A 17140-nucleotide genomic window follows, 5' to 3' on the forward strand; every position below is an offset into this window, starting at 1 on the left:
CGTTGGCCCGGCTGGAGGATGACCAGCCTCCGCACATCGGAACGCCGGGGGGCGTGGCATGGCGCAGCGGGAGGCCGCTCTGCGGCTGGACGAACAGTGGGCGCGGATCAGGTCGGGGGCCGAACCGGCCGGTCCCGCAGAGGCCGAGCGGCTGCTGCGGGAGCTGATCGGCGCGCTGCGCGGGCCCGCGCAGACCGACCCCGAGTGCGCCGCCCGGCTCGGGCTGCGCCTGGGCGACCTCGCGGCACGCCGGTTCGGGGGCGGGGACCGGGCCGGGGCGCTGGCCGCAGTGGAGGAGGGGCTCGGCCACGCGCGCCGGGCCGCGCCGCACGCGCCGGAGTACGCCCGCTGGTACGCCCGGGGGCTGATCAACCAGGGGGTCTGGCTGGCGTGGCCGCTGAGCGACGGTGCCCGGCTGCCGCGGCATCCGCTGGGGCGGGGCGGCGAGAGCGGCCCGGGTGCGATGGAGCGGGCGGCCGGCGAGCGCGCCCGTGACGTGACGCGGGCCGCCGTCGACGTCTGGGCCGGGCTGGACCAGGAGGACCCGGTCAACCGGCGGGGGCTCGCGCAGGCCAAGGTGTTCCTCGCCGACCGTCTCGCGGAGCTGGGCTCCACGACGCAGGCGGTCGCCTGGGCGGTGGACGCCGAGGCCGGGTTCCGCCGGCTGCTGCTCGCCGGCCCCGCGCCGGAGGCAGCGCAGGAGGCCGAGGAGGCCCTCGACCACATCGGCCGCCAGCTGGAGCTGCGGCTGCGCTTCCTGGGCTTCGACGCGCTGGCGGGGCTCCGGGCCGATGGGCTGCTGCCCGAGCGGCTGCTCCCGCAGGCGGTGGTGGCGGCCCGGATCCAGGGCGTGCCCGAGGCGGTGATCGGGGGCCGGCTGGGGCTGGACGCCGAGCAGGTGGCCACGATGCTGGAGGTGACCCCGTGGCTCGCGGTGTGGCGGGTCGAGGTGCGGGGCGCCGACGGGCTGTGGAACGTACAGCCGGATCCGTGGCAGGGGTCGGCGCAGGTGCGGGGGCTGACCGCCGAGGAGGTGGGGGCCGACCTGGTGCGGGGGTTCGCCGGGTCGCCGCTCCACCCCGGTGGGGGCGGCCTGTGGCGGGTGCTCGTGTGGTGGCACGAGGAGGGGGACCCGGCGGGGGCCAGGTTCCGCTCGACGTTCGGGCCCGACGCCCCCGCCGGGACCCCCTCGTGAAACTTTGCACAAGGCGCCGCATACGATAGGCGCCGTGTTGAACCCATTCGCATACATCGCCGACCGCTGGACACCGTCACCCCGGATCGTCCGGCGGGCCGCGTCCGCCGCGCTCCTGATGAGCGTGGCCATCATCGTCACCGGCGGCGCGGTGCGGCTGACCGGATCCGGTCTCGGCTGCGACACCTGGCCCAAGTGCACCGACGACAGCCTGGTCGTCACCCAGGCCCAGGGCTTCCACGGAGCCATCGAGTTCGGCAACCGGATGCTGACGTACGTGCTCAGCGCGGCCGTCGGCTGGTTCATCCTCGCGGCACGCGCGGCGAAGCCGTGGCGGCACTCGCTGACGAAGCTCGGCTGGATCCAGTTCGCCCTGGTGATGGGAAACGCGGTCCTCGGCGGCATCACCGTCCGGACCGGGCTCAACCCGTACAGCGTCGCCGGTCACTTCCTGCTCGCCACCGGCCTGATCGCCGTCACCACCGTCTCCTGGCAGCGCACCCGCGAGGGTGACGGCGCCCCCCGGCCGCGCGTGCCCGGGCCCGTGCGCAAGCTGTCGTGGGCGCTGATCGCCACCACCCTGGTGCTGATCGCGGCGGGCACTGTCGTGACGGGCTCCGGTCCGCACGCCGGCGACAAGAGCGAGATCAAGCGGATGCCGTTCGACTGGGCGGCCACCGCCCACGTGCACGCGATCGCCGCCTGGCTGGTCTGCGCGCTCGCCGTCGCGATGTGGCTGGTGCTGCGGGTGGTGGACGCCCCCGCCGACACCCGGGCGCGCGCCCGCGACCTGCTGGTGGTGCTGCTCGCCCAGGGCGCGATCGGCTACGTCCAGTTCTTCACGAAGCTGCCCGAGGTCCTGGTCGCCCTGCACATGCTGGGCTCCTGCCTGGTGTGGATCTCGGTGCTGCGCCTGGCCCTGAGCCTGCGCGAGCGCTCCGCGGACCCGGTGGAGGCCCCGGCGCGGGACGAGGAGCAGCTCTCGGCGGTCTGACGCCGCCCGGCCGGCGACGCCCGGCGCCGTCAACCGCGCTCGTCGAGCCGGTAGACGCGCCGGGCGTTGCCGGCCGCGAGCATTCCGGCGACGCGCTGCGCGTCCTGCCATGACCAGGCGCCCTCGGCGACCCAGCCCCCCAGGACCCGGCCGAGCGCCTCGCGGAACACCAGGGCGCCGACCGCGTGCAGCTCGGGGAGGTTCCGCCCGCCGCTGGAGAAGAGCAGCTTGCCGAAGGGCGCGAGTTCCAGCAGCTCCGCCAGTACGGCGGCGGCCCGCGCCCCCGTGCGTGCGAGTGCCGGGCCGAGGTCGGCGTGGACGTGCGGGTACTCAGCCGCCAGCCGGGCCGCCTGCCGGTGGTACGGGTAGCCGCCGCTCAGCACCAGCCGCGCGCCCAGGCCCGCGGTGGCCCGTACGAACCCGGCGAGCGGCTCCGGGTCGGCACCGCCGGTGTGCAGCTGGAGCGGCAGCCCGGAGGCCACCGCGCTCCAGACGAGGTGCCGCACGAGCACGGGGTCCCGCAGCTCCCCTCCCCTGGTGCGCCCGGCCAGCCAGCGTCCGGCCGCCGCCCGGACCTCCCCGGGCCCGGGCGGTTCCGGGGCGCCGGCCAGGGCGGCCGCGCTGCCGGTGCGGGCCCCGCAGGCGAAGCCGGCGGCTCCGGCGGCGGCGTGGTGGACGGCTCCGGCGAGGTTGGCGAGGAAGGCGGCGACGGTCCCGGAGGTGTCGGCGGCCTGCTCGGCCAGTAACTCCAGCCGGGCCACCTCGAAGGTCTCCGCGTCCCCGGCGAGGGCCAGCTCCTTGGGTCCGGTGAGGTCCCCGGGGGCTCCCGTGTCGACGAGGTACGTGCCCGTCCCCGAGCCCCGCAGCAGCCGTCTGGTGCTCTCCGCGGCGCCGAGCTCGCGGCGCCGGGCCAGGTACCGGGCGGGCGGGCAGTGCGGCTCCAGGCCGAGCAGGGGCGGGCACCAGCGGCGCACGGCGAAGCCGGTCTGGGTGTCGAAGGAGGTGGTGCCCGGGGCGGGCGGGCCGGCCGAGCGGATCAGCTGGGCCTCGAACGTGGCGATGCCCAGCTCCGTGCGGAACACCCCGCGGCAGTGCTGGTCCACCAGGGGCGGCGTTTCGATCATCCGGTCATCCCGTTGCGGACGTGGGGAAGCGGCTTCCACACGTCCTAACGGGTGAGCGGGGTGTGAAGTATTGCCCGCTCTGTTGACCGACCCGCGTTCTGTGGATTGGGCGGCCGGGGATTCAGGCGGCCGGGTTGGCGGGGCCGCCGATCTGGATTCCGGCCATCCGCGTCCACTCGTACGGGCCGGTCTTCACCCGGGCGGCGAACTCCCCGTCGAACTCCTCGTGGAGGGTCAGCCCGGCCTGTTCGGCGGCGAGCTGGGCCACGGCGTACGTGGGGGCCACCAGGTCGCCCCAGCCGCCGTCGGTGCCCACGAGCACGATGCGGGTGCCGGCCTGGCCGATGTGCGCGAGCTGGCCCTCGGCGCCGCCGTGCTTCTTGGCGAACGCGCCGATCTGCCGGGCCAGCTTCGCGGCCGTGCGGCTGTGCTTCTTGTCCGCGGGCGCTGCGGCCCCGGAGGTGTCTGCGGTGTCTGCGGTCTCTGCCATGGACGGCATGCTACCGGCGAGTAATCAGCGGAGGAAGGGATCCACGGCCACGGCGACGAAGAGGAGCGACACATAGGTGATCGACCAGTGGAACAGCCGCATCTCCTTGAGCTTCGCACCCGTCACCCCGGCCTTGGCCCGGGCACTCAGCGCGTGCGCCTCCCACAGCCACCAGCCGCCGGCCAGCAGCGCGACCGAGGTGTAGAACCAGCCGGTGTACCCCAGCGGGGTCAGCAGCAGCGAGACCGCCACCATCACCCAGCTGTAGAGGACGATCTGGCGCGCCACGGCCTTGTTGCCCGCCACCACCGGCAGCATCGGCACGCCGACCCGCGCGTAGTCGTCCTTCACCTTCATGGACAGCGGCCAGTAGTGCGGCGGCGTCCAGAAGAAGATGACGAGGAAGAGGATGACGGCGGCCCAGGAGACCTCGTTCTTCACCGCCGACCAGCCGATGAGCACCGGCATGCAGCCGGCGATCCCGCCCCAGACGATGTTCTGCGCGGTGCGCCGCTTCAGCAGCATCGTGTAGACGACCACGTAGAAGAGGAGCGCGCCGAGCGCGAGGGCGGCCGACAGCCAGTTGATCAGCAGGCCGAAGAACAGGGTCGAGACGACGCCGAGCGAGATGCCGAAGACCAGGCACTCGGCCGGGCTCACCATGCCGGTCACCAGCGGACGCTGCGACGTGCGGTCCATCAGCGCGTCGATGTCGCGGTCGATGTACATGTTCAGCGCGTTGGCGCCGCCCGCGGACAGGTAGCCGCCGAAGCAGGTGGCGAGCACCAGCCACAGTGACGGCACGCCCTGCTCCGCGAGGAACATCACCGGCACTGTGGTGATCAGCAGAAGTTCGATGATCCGCGGCTTGGTCAAAGCCACGAAAGCCATGACCCGGGCCCCGAACGGCCGGTGACCGGGGCTCGTCCCGAGCACCCCCGCTGGACGGGATTCGACGGCCGTCACGCACACCCCTGAGAGAGAATCCAGCAAGCTTCCGAAGCGATGCCTCCAGTAAATGAAGGCTCGGTAAAGGCTTGCGCGTACCACGCCACTGTAGACGTAGCTCTTACCTCGCCCCGCGCGGGGGTCGCCTCGTGTTGAGCCGATCGGACCGATCACAAGATCACCGACGGCGGATCCCAGGTGAACGGCGCACACCGGGACGGCGACGCACTGCGTGCACTCGAATAGCCGCACGCCCTGGCGGGGGTAGGCTCGGAATCGCGCCGGTGTCACCGTTCGTCACCGGCAAAACAACATGTGGAGAGGAGCCCTGACCAACGGTGAGCACCAAGCCGACCACCCCAGAGCTCGAGTGGACCGAACTGGACCAGCGGGCCGTCGACACCGCCCGCATCCTGGCCGCCGACGCGGTCCAGAAGGTCGGGAACGGACACCCCGGTACGGCGATGAGCCTGGCCCCCGCCGCGTACACGCTTTTCCAGAAGGTCATGCGGCACGACCCTTCGGACCCCGAGTGGGTCGGACGCGACCGTTTCGTGCTCTCCGCGGGGCACTCGTCCCTGACTCTTTACACCCAGCTCTACCTCGGCGGGTTCGGCCTGGAGCTGGACGACCTCAAGGCCTTCCGCACCTGGGGCTCCAAGACTCCCGGCCACCCGGAGTACGGCCACACGGCCGCCGTCGAGACCACCACCGGCCCGCTGGGCCAGGGCATCGCCAACGCGGTGGGCATGGCCATGGCCGCCCGATACGAGCGCGGCCTGTTCGACCCGGAGGCCGCCGAGGGCGCCTCCCCGTTCGACCACATGGTCTACGCGATCGCGGGCGACGGCTGCCTCCAGGAGGGCATCTCCCACGAGGCGTCCGCGCTGGCCGGCCACCAGAAGCTCGGCAACCTGGTGCTGCTGTGGGACGACAACCACATCTCCATCGAGGGTGACACGGAGACGGCCGTCTCCGAGGACACCATGAAGCGCTACGAGGCGTACGGCTGGCACGTCCAGCGCGTCGAGCAGCAGGAGAACGGCGACCTCGACCCGAAGGCCCTGTTCGCCGCCCTCCAGGCCGCCAAGGCCGAGACCGGGCGCCCGTCCTTCATCGCGGCCCGCTCGATCATCGCCTGGCCCGCCCCGCACGCCCAGGGCACCGAGGCCTCCCACGGCTCGGCCCTCGGCAACGACGAGGTCGCCGCGACCAAGCGCGTGCTCGGCTTCGACCCGGAGAAGACCTTCGAGGTCTCCGACGCGGTCCTCGGCCACACCCGCGGCCTGGCCGACCGGGGCCGTGACGCCCGCGCCGCCTGGGAGAAGGACTTCTCCGCCTGGCGCACCGCCAACCCCGAGCGCGCCGCCGCCTTCGACCGCATCGAGGCCAACGAGCTGCCCGAGGGCTGGGAGGACGAGCTCCCCGTCTTCGAGACCGGCAAGGGCGTCGCCACCCGCGCCGCCTCCGGCAAGGTCCTCGAAGCCCTCGGCGCGGTCATCCCGGAGCTGTGGGGCGGCTCGGCCGACCTCGCCGGCTCCAACAACACCACCATCGACAAGAACTCCTCGTTCCTGCCGGTGGGCAACCCGCTGCCGGAGGCCGACCCGTACGGCCGCACCATCCACTACGGCATCCGCGAGCACGCGATGGCCGCCGTGATGAACGGCATCACCCTGCACGGCCACACCCGCATCTACGGCGGCACCTTCCTGGTGTTCTCCGACTACATGCGCAACGCCGTCCGCCTGTCCGCGCTGATGCACCTCCCGGTGACGTACGTGTGGACGCACGACTCCATCGGCCTCGGCGAGGACGGTCCGACCCACCAGCCGGTCGAGCACGTCGCCTCGCTGCGCGCCATCCCGGGTCTGAACGTCGTCCGTCCGGCGGACGCGAACGAGACCGCCGTCGCCTGGCGCGAGATCCTCAAGCGCCACACCAAGGTGTACGGCAAGGGCGCCCCGCACGGCCTGGCCCTCACCCGCCAGGGCGTTCCCACGTACGAGCGCAACGAGGACGCCGCCAAGGGCGGCTACGTGCTGTTCGAGGCGGAGGGCGGTCCCGCCCAGGTCGTCCTCATCGGCACCGGCTCCGAGGTGCAGCTCGCCGTCGCCGCGCGCGAGGCGCTGCAGGCCGAGGGCGTCCCGGCGCGCGTGGTCTCGATGCCCTCCGTCGAGTGGTTCGAGGAGCAGACCCAGGAGTACAAGGACAGCGTCCTGCCGCCCTCGGTCAAGGCGCGAGTCGCGGTCGAGGCCGGCATCGGCCTGACCTGGCACCGTTACGTCGGGGACGCGGGCCGGATCGTCTCGCTGGAGCACTTCGGTGCCTCGGCCGACGGCGCCGTCCTGTTCCGCGAGTTCGGCCTCACCGCCGAAGCCGTGACCGCAGCCGCCAAGGCCTCCCTCACCGCCGCCGCGCGCTGAAGACCGGTACCTGAACCAGTAGGAGATGTAATTCCCATGGCAGACGCACTCAAGCGCCTCTCCGACGAGGGCGTGGCGATCTGGCTGGACGACCTGTCCCGCAAGCGCATCACGTCCGGCAACCTCGCCGAACTCATCGACCAGCAGCACGTGGTCGGCGTCACCACCAACCCGTCGATCTTCCAGAAGGCCATCAGCAGCGGTGACGGCTACGAGCAGCAGCTCGCCGACCTCGCCGCCCGCAAGGTCACCGTCGACGAGGCCATCCGCATGATCACGACGGCGGATGTCAGGGACGCCGCCGACATCCTGCGCCCGGTCTTCGACTCGACCGAGGGCCAGGACGGCCGCGTGTCCATCGAGGTGGACCCGCGCCTCGCGCACAACACGACGGCGACCATCGCCGAGGCCAAGCAGCTCGCCTGGCTGGTGGACCGCCCGAACACGCTCATCAAGATCCCGGCGACCGAGGCCGGCCTGCCGGCGATCACCGAGGTCATCGGCAGGGGCATCAGCGTCAACGTCACGCTGATCTTCTCGCTGGAGCGCTACCGCGCGGTCATGGACGCGTACCTGGCGGGCCTGGAGAAGGCGAAGGCCGCCGGCCTGGACCTCTCCAAGATCCACTCGGTCGCCTCCTTCTTCGTGTCCCGCGTGGACAGCGAGATCGACAAGCGCCTCGACGGCGTGGGCACCGACGAGGCCAAGGCCCTGAAGGGCAAGGCGGCCCTCGCCAATGCCCGTCTGGCCTACGAGGCCTACGAAGAGGTGTTCGGCAGCGAGCGCTGGGCGGCCCTGGACAAGGCGCAGGCCAACAAGCAGCGTCCGCTGTGGGCCTCGACCGGCGTCAAGGACCCGGCGTACAAGGACACCCTGTACGTGGTGGACCTCGTCGCGCCCGGCACCGTGAACACCATGCCCGAGGCCACCCTGGAGGCCACCGCCGACCACGGCGAGGTCTCCGGCGACACCATCCGCGGCACCTACGAGCAGTCGCGCGCCGAGCTGGACGCGGTCGCGAAGCTCGGCATCTCGTACGACGATGTGGTGCAGCTGCTCGAAGACGAGGGCGTCGAGAAGTTCGAGGCGTCGTGGAACGACCTGCTGAAGTCGACCGAGGCGGAGCTGAAGCGCCTCGCCCCCGCGGAGGACTGAGTATTTTGTCGGTAAACGGAGCGAACCCGCTTCGTGACGCACAGGACCGGCGGCTCCCGCGCATCGCGGGGCCGTCCGGCCTGGTCATTTTCGGCGTTACGGGTGACCTGTCGCGCAAGAAGCTCATGCCCGCCGTCTACGACCTCGCGAACCGCGGCCTGCTGCCCCCGGGCTTCTCGCTGATCGGTTTCGCCCGCCGCGAATGGCAGGACGAGGACTTCGCCCAGGAGGTGTACGAGGCCGTCAAGGAGCACTCGCGCACCCCCTTCCGTGAGGAGGTCTGGCAGCAGCTGGTGCAGGGCTGCCGGTTCGTCCAGGGCGAGTTCGACGACGACGCGGCCTTCGAGACGCTCAAGTCGACCATAGAAGAGCTCGACAAGGCCCAGGGCACGGGCGGCAACTTCGCCTTCTACCTGTCGGTGCCGCCGAAGTTCTTCCCCAAGGTGGTCCAGCAGCTCAAGAACCACGGGCTGGCGCAGAAGGAGGGCTCCTGGCGGCGCGCCGTCATCGAGAAGCCCTTCGGACACGACCTGAAGAGCGCGGAAGAGCTCAACCAGGTCGTCCACGAGGTCTTCCCCCGTGACGAGGTCTTCCGGATCGACCACTACCTCGGCAAGGAGACCGTCCAGAACATCCTGGCGCTCCGCTTCGCCAACACGATGTTCGAGCCGATCTGGAACCGGTCGTACGTCGACCACGTCCAGATCACCATGGCCGAGGACATCGGCATCGGCGGCCGGGCCGGCTACTACGACGGCATCGGCGCGGCCCGCGACGTCATCCAGAACCACCTGCTCCAGCTGCTGGCGCTCACCGCGATGGAGGAGCCCGGCTCCTTCCACCCCAAGGCCCTGGTGGCGGAGAAGCTGAAGGTGCTCAGCGCCGTCGAGATCCCCGAGGACCTCGGCAAGCACACCGTGCGCGGCCAGTACTCGGCGGCCTGGCAGGGCGGCGAGAAGGTCGTCGGGTACCTCGAAGAGGACGGTATCGACCCCAAGTCGAAGACCGACACCTACGCGGCGATCCGGCTGGAGATCAACAACCGCCGCTGGGCGGGCGTCCCGTTCTACCTGCGGACGGGCAAGCGCCTGGGCCGCCGGGTGACCGAGATCGCGGTGGTCTTCAAGCGGGCCCCGTACCTGCCGTTCGAATCGGGTGCGACCGAGGAACTGGGGCAGAACGCCCTGGTCATCCGGGTCCAGCCGGACGAGGGCGTGACGGTCCGCTTCGGCTCGAAGGTGCCGGGGACCTCCATGGAGGTCCGGGACGTCACGATGGACTTCGCCTACGGCGAGTCCTTCACGGAGTCCAGCCCCGAGGCCTACGAGCGGCTCATCCTCGACGTCCTCCTCGGCGACGCGAACCTCTTCCCGCGTCACCAGGAAGTCGAGCTGTCCTGGAACATCCTCGACCCGATCGAGGAGTACTGGGACAAGCACGGCAAGCCCGCGCAGTACGCGGCGGGCACCTGGGGGCCGGTCGAGGCGGACGAGATGCTCGCACGAGACGGACGGAGCTGGCGCCGGCCATGAAGATCGACCTCACGGAGACCACCTCCAGCAAGATCAACGCCGCGTTGGTGCAGGCGCGCCGGGACATCGGCACGCCGGCCATCGGCATGGTCCTCACGCTGGTGATCGTGACCGACGAAGAGAACGCGTACGACGCGCTCAAGTCGGCGAACGACGCGTCCCACGAACACCCCTCGCGGATCGTCGTCGTGGTCAAGCGGGTCAGCCGCTCCCCGCGCAGCCGCCGCGACGCCCGTCTCGACGCGGAGATCCGCGTCGGCGCGGACTCCGGCACCGGGGAGACGGTCGTACTGCGCCTGCACGGCGAACTGGTCAACCACGCCCAGTCGGTCGTGCTGCCGCTGCTCCTGCCGGACGCCCCCGTGGTCGTCTGGTGGCCGGAGGGCGCTCCCGCGGACCTGGCGGGCGACCCGCTGGGCGCGCTGGGGCAGCGCCGGATCACGGACACGTACTCCTCGGAGGAGCCCATCGGGGCCCTCGGCCTGCGGGCGCAGGCGTACGCGCCGGGAGACACGGACCTGTCGTGGACCCGGATCACCCCGTGGCGCTCCATGCTGGCCGCCGCGCTCGACCAGCAGACGGTCTCGGTTGTCTCCGCGACCGTCGAGGGCGAGGACGAGAACCCGAGCTGTGAGCTGCTGGCCATGTGGCTGGCGGACCGCCTCGGGGTCCCGGTCAAGCGGACCCTGTCGGACGGGCCGGGGCTGACGGCCGTACGCCTGGAGACCAAGGACGGCGTGATCGTCCTGGACCGGGCGGACGGCGCGCTGGCGACGCTGTGCATGCCGGGGCAGCCGGACCGCGCGGTGGCGCTCAAGCGCCGCGACACGGCGGAGCTGCTGGCGGAGGAACTGCGCCGGCTCGACCCGGACAACACGTACGAGGCGTCGCTGAAGTTCGGCGTCGACCGCCTGGCGGCCACGGCCGGTGCGGCGAAGCCGAAGGCTGACGCGGGTGCCGCTGCCGGTGGCAACGCCGGTACCGGTGCCCGTGCGGGTGCCGGCGGCAATGCCGAGGCCGGTGCCGGCGCCGAGGCCGAGGCCGGGGTCGGCGCTGACGACGAGGCCGGTGCCGGCGCCGAGGCCGAGGCCGAGGCCGGGGTCGACGGCAAGGGCTCGTCGGCGAAGCCGGCGGGCAAGCCGGCCAAGCGGGCGGCGGCCAAGTAGCCGGACGGGGGCCGCTGCGCGGAGCGGTCCCCTACCCGCCCTTCCACCGTTCCTCCCCCAGCTACCGCTGGGAGGTACCCCCAGGGCTCCGCCCGGACCCGCGCCTCAAACGCCGGCGGGGCTGAAGGACCCTGGGGGGCTCCGCCCCCGGACCCCCGCGCCTCAAGCGCCGGCGGGGCTGGATTTCCGCCTGGCGGGGCTGGAGTGCGCGCAGCGCGCTTCCAGCCCGTCCGGCGTTTGAGGACCGGGGTCCGGGGCCGAGCCCCGGTTTCGGGAAGGGGCGGGGTGGGGAAGGGCTCCGCGCAGCGACACCCCGCGCACCCCGCGCACCCCGCGCACCCCGCGCACCCCGCGCACCCCGCGCACCCCGCGCACCCCGCGCACCCCGCGCAGGGCCCGGCACCCCGCGCACCGCACCGGCCGGCAGCCCGCAGGGCTCCGCAGGGGCGGGCAACCACCCAGAACTACCAAGAAGGCGGCAGCACATGGGTATGACGACTCCCCAGGTCGTCGTCCACCGGGACAAGGAGCTGATGGCCCAGGCCGCGGCGGCCCGGCTCATCACCAAGATCGTGGACGCGCAGGCGGCCCGCGGCAGCGCCTCGGTCGTCCTGACCGGCGGCCGCAACGGCAACGGCCTGCTCGCGGCCCTCGCCGCCGCCCCCGCGCGGGACGCGATCGACTGGTCCCGCATCGACCTGTGGTGGGGCGACGAGCGCTATGTCCCCGCCGACGACCCCGAGCGCAACCACGTCCAGGCCCGCGAGGCACTGCTGGACGCCGTCCCCGTGGACCCGGCCCGCGTTCACGCGATGCCCGCCTCCGACGGCCCGTACGGCGAGGACGTGGACGCCGCCGCGGCCGCGTACGCCGCCGAGCTGGCGAAGGCCGCCGGGCCCGAGGACCACGGCCCGGTCCCCACCTTCGACGTGCTGATGCTGGGCGTGGGCCCGGACACCCACGTGGCGTCCCTGTTCCCCGAGCACCCGGCGGCCCGTGAGACCGAGCGCACCGTCGTGGGCGTCCACGGCGCCCCGAAGCCGCCGCCCACCCGTGTCTCGCTCACCCTCCCGGCGATCCGCGCGGCCCGCGAGGTCTGGCTGCTGGCGGCCGGCGAGGACAAGGCCGGGGCGGTCGCCATCGCCCTGGGCGGCGCCGGCGGGGTCCAGGCCCCGGCGGCGGAGGCGTACGGCCGCAGCCGCACCCTGTGGCTGCTGGACCGCGCGGCCGCGGCCAAGCTGCCCGCCGGGCTGTACCCGCCCGCCTCCGCCTGACCCCGACGGCAAGGCGAAGGGCCCCGCACCGGACGTGATGCCGGTGCGGGGCCCTTCCCGTTCGTCAGCGCCCGCGCAGCTCGCGGTACGTGGCCACCAGCGCCCGCGTCGACGGGTCGAGGCTCTCCACGTGCGAGCCCTCGGTCAGCGCCGGCTCCACCCGCTTGGCGAGGACCTTGCCGAGCTCGACGCCCCACTGGTCGAAGGAGTCGATGTTCCACACCGCGCCCTGGACGAACACCTTGTGCTCGTACAGCGCGATGAGCTGCCCCAGCACCGACGGCGTCAGCTCGGTGGCGAGGATGGTCGTCGTCGGGTGGTTGCCCTGGAAGGTCTTGTGCGGGACGAGGGCCTCGGCGACGCCCTCCGCGCGGACCTCGTCGGCGGTCTTGCCGAAGGCCAGGGCCTGGGTCTGGGCGAAGAAGTTCGCCATCAACAGGTCGTGCTGGGCCTCCAGCGCCGGCGACAGCTCCGCGACCGGGCGGGCGAAGCCGATGAAGTCCGCGGGGATCAGCTTGGTGCCCTGGTGGATCAGCTGGTAGTAGGCGTGCTGCCCGTTGGTGCCGGGCGTGCCCCACACCACCGGGCCGGTCTGCCAGTCGACCGGATTGCCGTCCCGGTCCACGGACTTGCCGTTCGACTCCATGTCCAGCTGCTGCAAGTACGCGGTGAAACGCGAGAGGTAGTGGCTGTACGGGAGCACCGCGTGCGACTGCGCGTCGAAGAAGGCCCCGTACCAGATGCCCAACAGGCCCATCAGGAAGGGGGCGTTGCTCTCCACCGGAGCGGTGCGGAAGTGCTCGTCCATGGCGTGGAATCCGCCGAGCAGCTCGCGGAAGGAGTCCGGGCCGATGGCGATCATCAGGGAGAGGCCGATGGCGGAGTCGAAGGAGTACCGTCCGCCGACCCAGTCCCAGAACCCGAACATGTTGGCCGGGTCGATGCCGAACTCGGTGACCTTCTCGGCGTTGGTGGACAGGGCCACGAAGTGCCGTGCCACGGCGGCCTGGTCCCCGCCCAGCCCCGCGAGCAGCCATTCCCGCGCCGAGGTGGCGTTGGTGATGGTCTCGATGGTGGTGAAGGTCTTCGAGGCGATGATGAACAGCGTCTCCGCCGGGTCGAGCCCGCGCACTGCCTCGTGGAGGTCGGCGCCGTCCACGTTGGAGACGAACTTGAGGGTCAGACCGCGGTCGGTGAAGGCGCGCAGCGCCTCGTACGCCATGGCGGGGCCCAGGTCGGAGCCGCCGATGCCGATGTTGACCACGTTCTTGATGCGCTTGCCGGTGAACCCGGTCCACTCCCCCGACCTGACCCGGTCGGAGAAGGCCGCCATCTTGTCGAGGACCTCGTGCACGCCGGGTACGACGTTCTCGCCGTCCACCTCGACGACAGCCTCCCGGGGGGCGCGGAGCGCGGTGTGCAGGACCGCGCGGTCCTCCGTCACGTTGATCTTCTCGCCGCGGAACATGGCGTCCCGCAGCTCCGCCACGCCGGTGGCCGAGGCCAGTTCGCGCAGCAGACCGAGCGTCTCGTCGGTCACGAGGTGCTTCGAGTAGTCGATGTGCAGGTCCCCGACCCGCAGCGTGTAGCCGGTGCCCCGGTCCGGGTCCGACTCGAAAAGCTCCCGCAGATGCGTCTGCCCCAGCTCTTCCCGGTGCTTGCCGAGTGCGTGCCACTCGGGCGTCCGGTTGAGCCTCGTACGGCTGTCTGCGTTCATCTCGGACATCAACCCACTTCTTCCGTCCTGTTGTGCCCCGCCACCGTCCAACCTAAGGGATCGGAAGGGGGACAACGCACACAAAGGGGCCCGGCCCGCGGGATTCGCTTTCCCACGGGCCGGGCCCTGAGTCGCTCTTGAGCGCGGCGCCGTCGTGCTCGGACGGGCGGGCTCAGATCTCGCCGCGGAGCTTGGCGAGGGCCTCGGCGAGGATCGCCTCGCCGTCGGCGTCCGTGCGGCGCTCGCGGACGTACGCGAGGTGCGTCTTGTACGGCTCCGTGCGCGGGGGCGCGGGCGGATTGTCCCGGTCCTGGCCGGCCGGGAACCCGCAGCGCGGGCAGTCCCAGGTGTCCGGCACCTGCGCGTCGCTGGCGAAGCTCGGCTGCGTCTCGTGCCCGTTCGAGCACCAGAAGGAGATGCGCAGGCGCGGCGCGGATTCACCGCGCTCGGCCTCGCCCATCGGCCCGGCTCCGACCCGACTTCCACGAATCGCGTTGCCACTTGCCACGGTCGTAACTCCCTGCGTGATGGTGCCGCGGAGCGAGAGGGGATGTCCGCTGCGGGCGCCCCAGTCTACGTAAGGCCCAACGCGCGTCCAGCAACCGGAGTTACTCGCTCCAGCCGTGGACGCAGGACCTCATGATAGGCCGGGCGGAACCGGCGGGACGGCCCGAATGGCCAGAACCGTCAGGAGGTGCTGGACTTCATGAGCAGGCCGAGCGCGACGATGCAGGCGAACCACAGCAGGCCGACGACGACCGTGATGCGGTCGAGGTTGCGCTCGGCCACGGAGGAGCCGCCGACGGAGGACTGCATGCCGCCGCCGAACATGTCGGAAAGGCCGCCACCCTTGCCCTTGTGCATCAGCACGAGCAGCATCAGCAGAGCGCTGAAGACGATCAGGGCGATCGAGAACCCCATAACCACGGCTGGTTCCTACTTTCTGGGCTTGCTGGGAGGAAGCGGGGGCCGCGGACCGCGCGTACGCGGCCCCCGGCCCCCGCAAGGGTACGACGGATCGGCCCTACCGCATACTCACTGGTCGCGGAAGCGGACGATCTTGACGAACTCGTCCACGTCCAGCGCCGCGCCGCCGATCAGGGCGCCGTCCACGTCGGGCTGGGCCATGATCGCGGCGATGTTGCCGGCCTTGACCGAGCCGCCGTACTGGATGCGGACCTTGTCGGCCAGCTCCTGGGAGTACAGCTCCGCGAGGCGGCCGCGGATCGCGCCGCACACCTCCTGCGCGTCCTCGGGGGTGGCGACCTCGCCGGTGCCGATCGCCCAGACCGGCTCGTACGCGATCACGATGGACTCGACCTGCTCGGCCGGGAGGTCCTTGAGGCCGCCGTCGACCTGGGCCAGGGTGTGCGCGACCTGGTTGCCGGCCTTGCGGACGTCCAGGCCCTCGCCGACGCAGAGGATCGGGGTGATCCCGTTGCGGTAGGCGGCCTTGACCTTGGCGTTGCAGACCTCGTCGCTCTCGCCGTGGTACTGGCGGCGCTCGCTGTGGCCGACGGCGACGAAGGTGCAGCTCAGCTTCGACAGCATCGGGCCGGAGATCTCGCCGGTGTAGGCGCCGGAGTCCTGCGCCGAGATGTCCTGGGCGCCGTACTTGATCTTCAGCTTGTCGCCGTCGACCAGGGTCTGCACCGAGCGCAGGTCGGTGAAGGGCGGGAGCACCGCGACCTCGACGGCGTCGTAGTCCTTGTCGGCGAGTGCGAAGGCGAGCTTCTGGACGTGGGCGATGGCCTCAAGGTGGTTGAGGTTCATCTTCCAGTTGCCCGCCATCAGCGGGGTGCGGCCGTTGACAGTGGTCATGGGGGTTCAGCCCTCCAGGGCGGCGAGGCCGGGGAGCGTCTTGCCCTCGAGGTATTCGAGGCTGGCGCCACCACCGGTGGAAATGTGACCGAAGGCGTTCTCGTCGAAGCCGAGGATGCGGACCGCGGCGGCGCTGTCGCCACCGCCGACCACGGTGAAGGCCCGGCTGTCGAGGAGTGCCTGCGCGATGGCGGTGGTACCGCCCGCGTAGTCGGGGTGCTCGAAGACGCCCACCGGGCCGTTCCAGAAGACGGTCTCGGCATCGGCGATCTTCGAAGCGTACAGCTCACGCGTCTTGGGGCCGATGTCCAGGCCCTCCTTGTCCGCGGGGATGCCGTCCGCGTCGACCGTCTCGAAGACGGCCGGGGTCTTGCCCTTCAGGTCCGGGAAGTCGGCGGAGACCAGGACGTCGACGGGGAGGACCAGCTCGACGCCGGTCTTCTCGGCGCGCTCCATGTACTCCTTGACCTTGTCCACCTGGTCCTTCTGGAGCAGGGAGATGCCGACCTCGTAGCCCTTGGCGTAGAGGAAGGTGTAGGCCATGCCGCCGCCGATGAGGATGCGGTCGGCCTTGCCGAGCAGCTCGTCGATGACGGCGAGCTTGTCGGAGACCTTGGCGCCGCCGAGGACGACGACGTAGGGGCGCTGCACGTCGGCGGTCAGCTTCTCCAGGACGCCGACCTCGGTGGCGATGAGGTAGCCGGCCGCGTGCGGGAGGCGCGCGGGCAGGTCGAAGACCGAGGCGTGCTTGCGGTGGACGGCACCGAAGCCGTCGCCGACGTAGACGTCGGCCAGCTCGGCGAGCCGGTCCGCGAAGGCGCCGCGCTCGGCGTCGTCCTTCGAGGTCTCACCGGCGTTGAAGCGCAGGTTCTCGATGACGGCGACCCGGCCGTCGGCGAGGGCCGCGACGGTCTCCTTGGCGGAGGCGCCGACGGTGTCGGTGGCGAAGGCCACCTCCGCACCGAGCAGCTCGCCGAGCCGCTTGGCGGCCGGGGCCAGCGAGAACGCCGGGTCCGGGGCGCCCTTGGGGCGGCCCAGGTGCGAGGCGACGACCACGCGGGCACCGGCCTCGGCGAGCTTCGCGATGGTCGGCTGGACGGCGCGGATGCGGCCGTCATCGGTGATCTCACCGTTCGCCAGCGGAACGTTGAGGTCCGCGCGGACGAAGACCCGCTTGCCGGCGACGCCCTCGGCGAGCAGTTCGTCGATCGTCTTCATGTGTTTCCTACTCCTTGGGAGACCTTCGCCCGGTGGGCGAGGAGGGGAGGGCCAGGCAAGCAACAGGGCCCGAACGGCGC

The 17140-nt window shown here is 71.8% G+C and carries 15 protein-coding genes; 7 read left to right on the plus strand and 8 right to left on the minus strand.

The window, feature by feature from the left end:
• Positions 1-58: 58 nt before the first annotated feature.
• Together ACZ597_RS12030 and ACZ597_RS12035 are read left to right on the plus strand one after the other, a co-directional pair.
• Positions 59-1195: a hypothetical protein gene (locus ACZ597_RS12030; protein ID WP_471328161.1), complete on the plus strand. Its 1137-nt coding sequence runs from the start codon at positions 59-61 to the stop codon at positions 1193-1195.
• Between the two features lie 4 nt (positions 1196-1199).
• Complete coding sequence (locus ACZ597_RS12035; protein ID WP_471328162.1) at positions 1200-2189, plus strand: COX15/CtaA family protein; 990 nt, start codon at positions 1200-1202, stop codon at positions 2187-2189.
• Between the two features lie 29 nt (positions 2190-2218).
• Here the strand turns inward: ACZ597_RS12035 and ACZ597_RS12040 are convergent, their stop codons facing one another.
• From ACZ597_RS12040 to ACZ597_RS12050, 3 genes are all read right to left on the minus strand, one after another.
• A complete protein-coding gene (locus tag ACZ597_RS12040; protein WP_471328164.1) occupies positions 2219-3313 on the minus strand; it encodes an amidohydrolase family protein in 1095 nt (364 codons plus the stop codon).
• A 121-nt stretch (positions 3314-3434) separates the two neighbouring features.
• Positions 3435-3812 carry a hypothetical protein gene (locus ACZ597_RS12045; RefSeq protein WP_471328166.1) on the minus strand — a complete coding sequence of 126 codons (378 nt, stop codon included), beginning with the start codon at positions 3810-3812 and terminating at the stop codon, positions 3435-3437.
• 15 nt (positions 3813-3827) lie between these two features.
• Complete coding sequence (locus ACZ597_RS12050; RefSeq protein ID WP_125594321.1) at positions 3828-4769, minus strand: heme o synthase; 942 nt, start codon at positions 4767-4769, stop codon at positions 3828-3830.
• 320 nt (positions 4770-5089) lie between these two features.
• Between ACZ597_RS12050 and tkt the strand changes: the two genes are divergently transcribed.
• From tkt to pgl, 5 genes are all read left to right on the plus strand, one after another.
• On the plus strand, positions 5090-7177 hold the full coding sequence (tkt, locus tag ACZ597_RS12055; RefSeq protein ID WP_471328168.1) for a transketolase: 2088 nt from the start codon (positions 5090-5092) through the stop codon (positions 7175-7177).
• A gap of 36 nt (positions 7178-7213) precedes the next feature.
• Positions 7214-8332: a transaldolase gene (gene tal, locus ACZ597_RS12060; RefSeq protein WP_471328170.1), complete on the plus strand. Its 1119-nt coding sequence runs from the start codon at positions 7214-7216 to the stop codon at positions 8330-8332.
• Between the two features lie 2 nt (positions 8333-8334).
• Entirely contained in the window at positions 8335-9864 is a 1530-nt protein-coding gene (gene zwf, locus ACZ597_RS12065) for a glucose-6-phosphate dehydrogenase (RefSeq protein WP_470965536.1), read from the plus strand.
• On the plus strand, positions 9861-11030 hold the full coding sequence (opcA, locus tag ACZ597_RS12070; protein ID WP_471328172.1) for a glucose-6-phosphate dehydrogenase assembly protein OpcA: 1170 nt from the start codon (positions 9861-9863) through the stop codon (positions 11028-11030). Before zwf ends, opcA begins: the two co-directional genes overlap by 4 nt.
• Before the next feature lie 491 nt (positions 11031-11521).
• The gene (gene pgl, locus ACZ597_RS12075) at positions 11522-12304 is read left to right on the plus strand and encodes a 6-phosphogluconolactonase (protein ID WP_471328174.1); all 783 of its coding nucleotides are present in this window, start codon (positions 11522-11524) and stop codon (positions 12302-12304) included.
• 64 nt (positions 12305-12368) lie between these two features.
• On the opposite strand, the gene pgi is transcribed toward pgl, so the two are convergent.
• From pgi to ACZ597_RS12100, 5 genes are all read right to left on the minus strand, one after another.
• Positions 12369-14021, minus strand: coding sequence for a glucose-6-phosphate isomerase (pgi, locus tag ACZ597_RS12080; protein WP_471328867.1), 1653 nt, complete (start codon positions 14019-14021; stop codon positions 12369-12371).
• 172 nt (positions 14022-14193) lie between these two features.
• Positions 14194-14529, minus strand: a complete 336-nt coding sequence (locus ACZ597_RS12085) for an RNA polymerase-binding protein RbpA (RefSeq protein WP_007263454.1) — start codon at positions 14527-14529, stop codon at positions 14194-14196.
• Positions 14530-14708: 179 nt separating this feature from the next.
• Positions 14709-14942, minus strand: coding sequence for a preprotein translocase subunit SecG (secG, locus tag ACZ597_RS12090; RefSeq protein ID WP_401253610.1), 234 nt, complete (start codon positions 14940-14942; stop codon positions 14709-14711).
• 114 nt (positions 14943-15056) lie between these two features.
• Positions 15057-15842 (minus strand): triose-phosphate isomerase, encoded by a 786-nt coding sequence (gene tpiA, locus ACZ597_RS12095; RefSeq protein ID WP_471328175.1) that lies wholly within the window; start codon positions 15840-15842, stop codon positions 15057-15059.
• 6 nt (positions 15843-15848) lie between these two features.
• Positions 15849-17060 (minus strand): phosphoglycerate kinase, encoded by a 1212-nt coding sequence (locus ACZ597_RS12100; protein WP_471328177.1) that lies wholly within the window; start codon positions 17058-17060, stop codon positions 15849-15851.
• Positions 17061-17140: the final 80 nt, after the last annotated feature.

It is taken from the genome of Streptomyces sp. NPDC040718 (genome assembly GCF_055593565.1).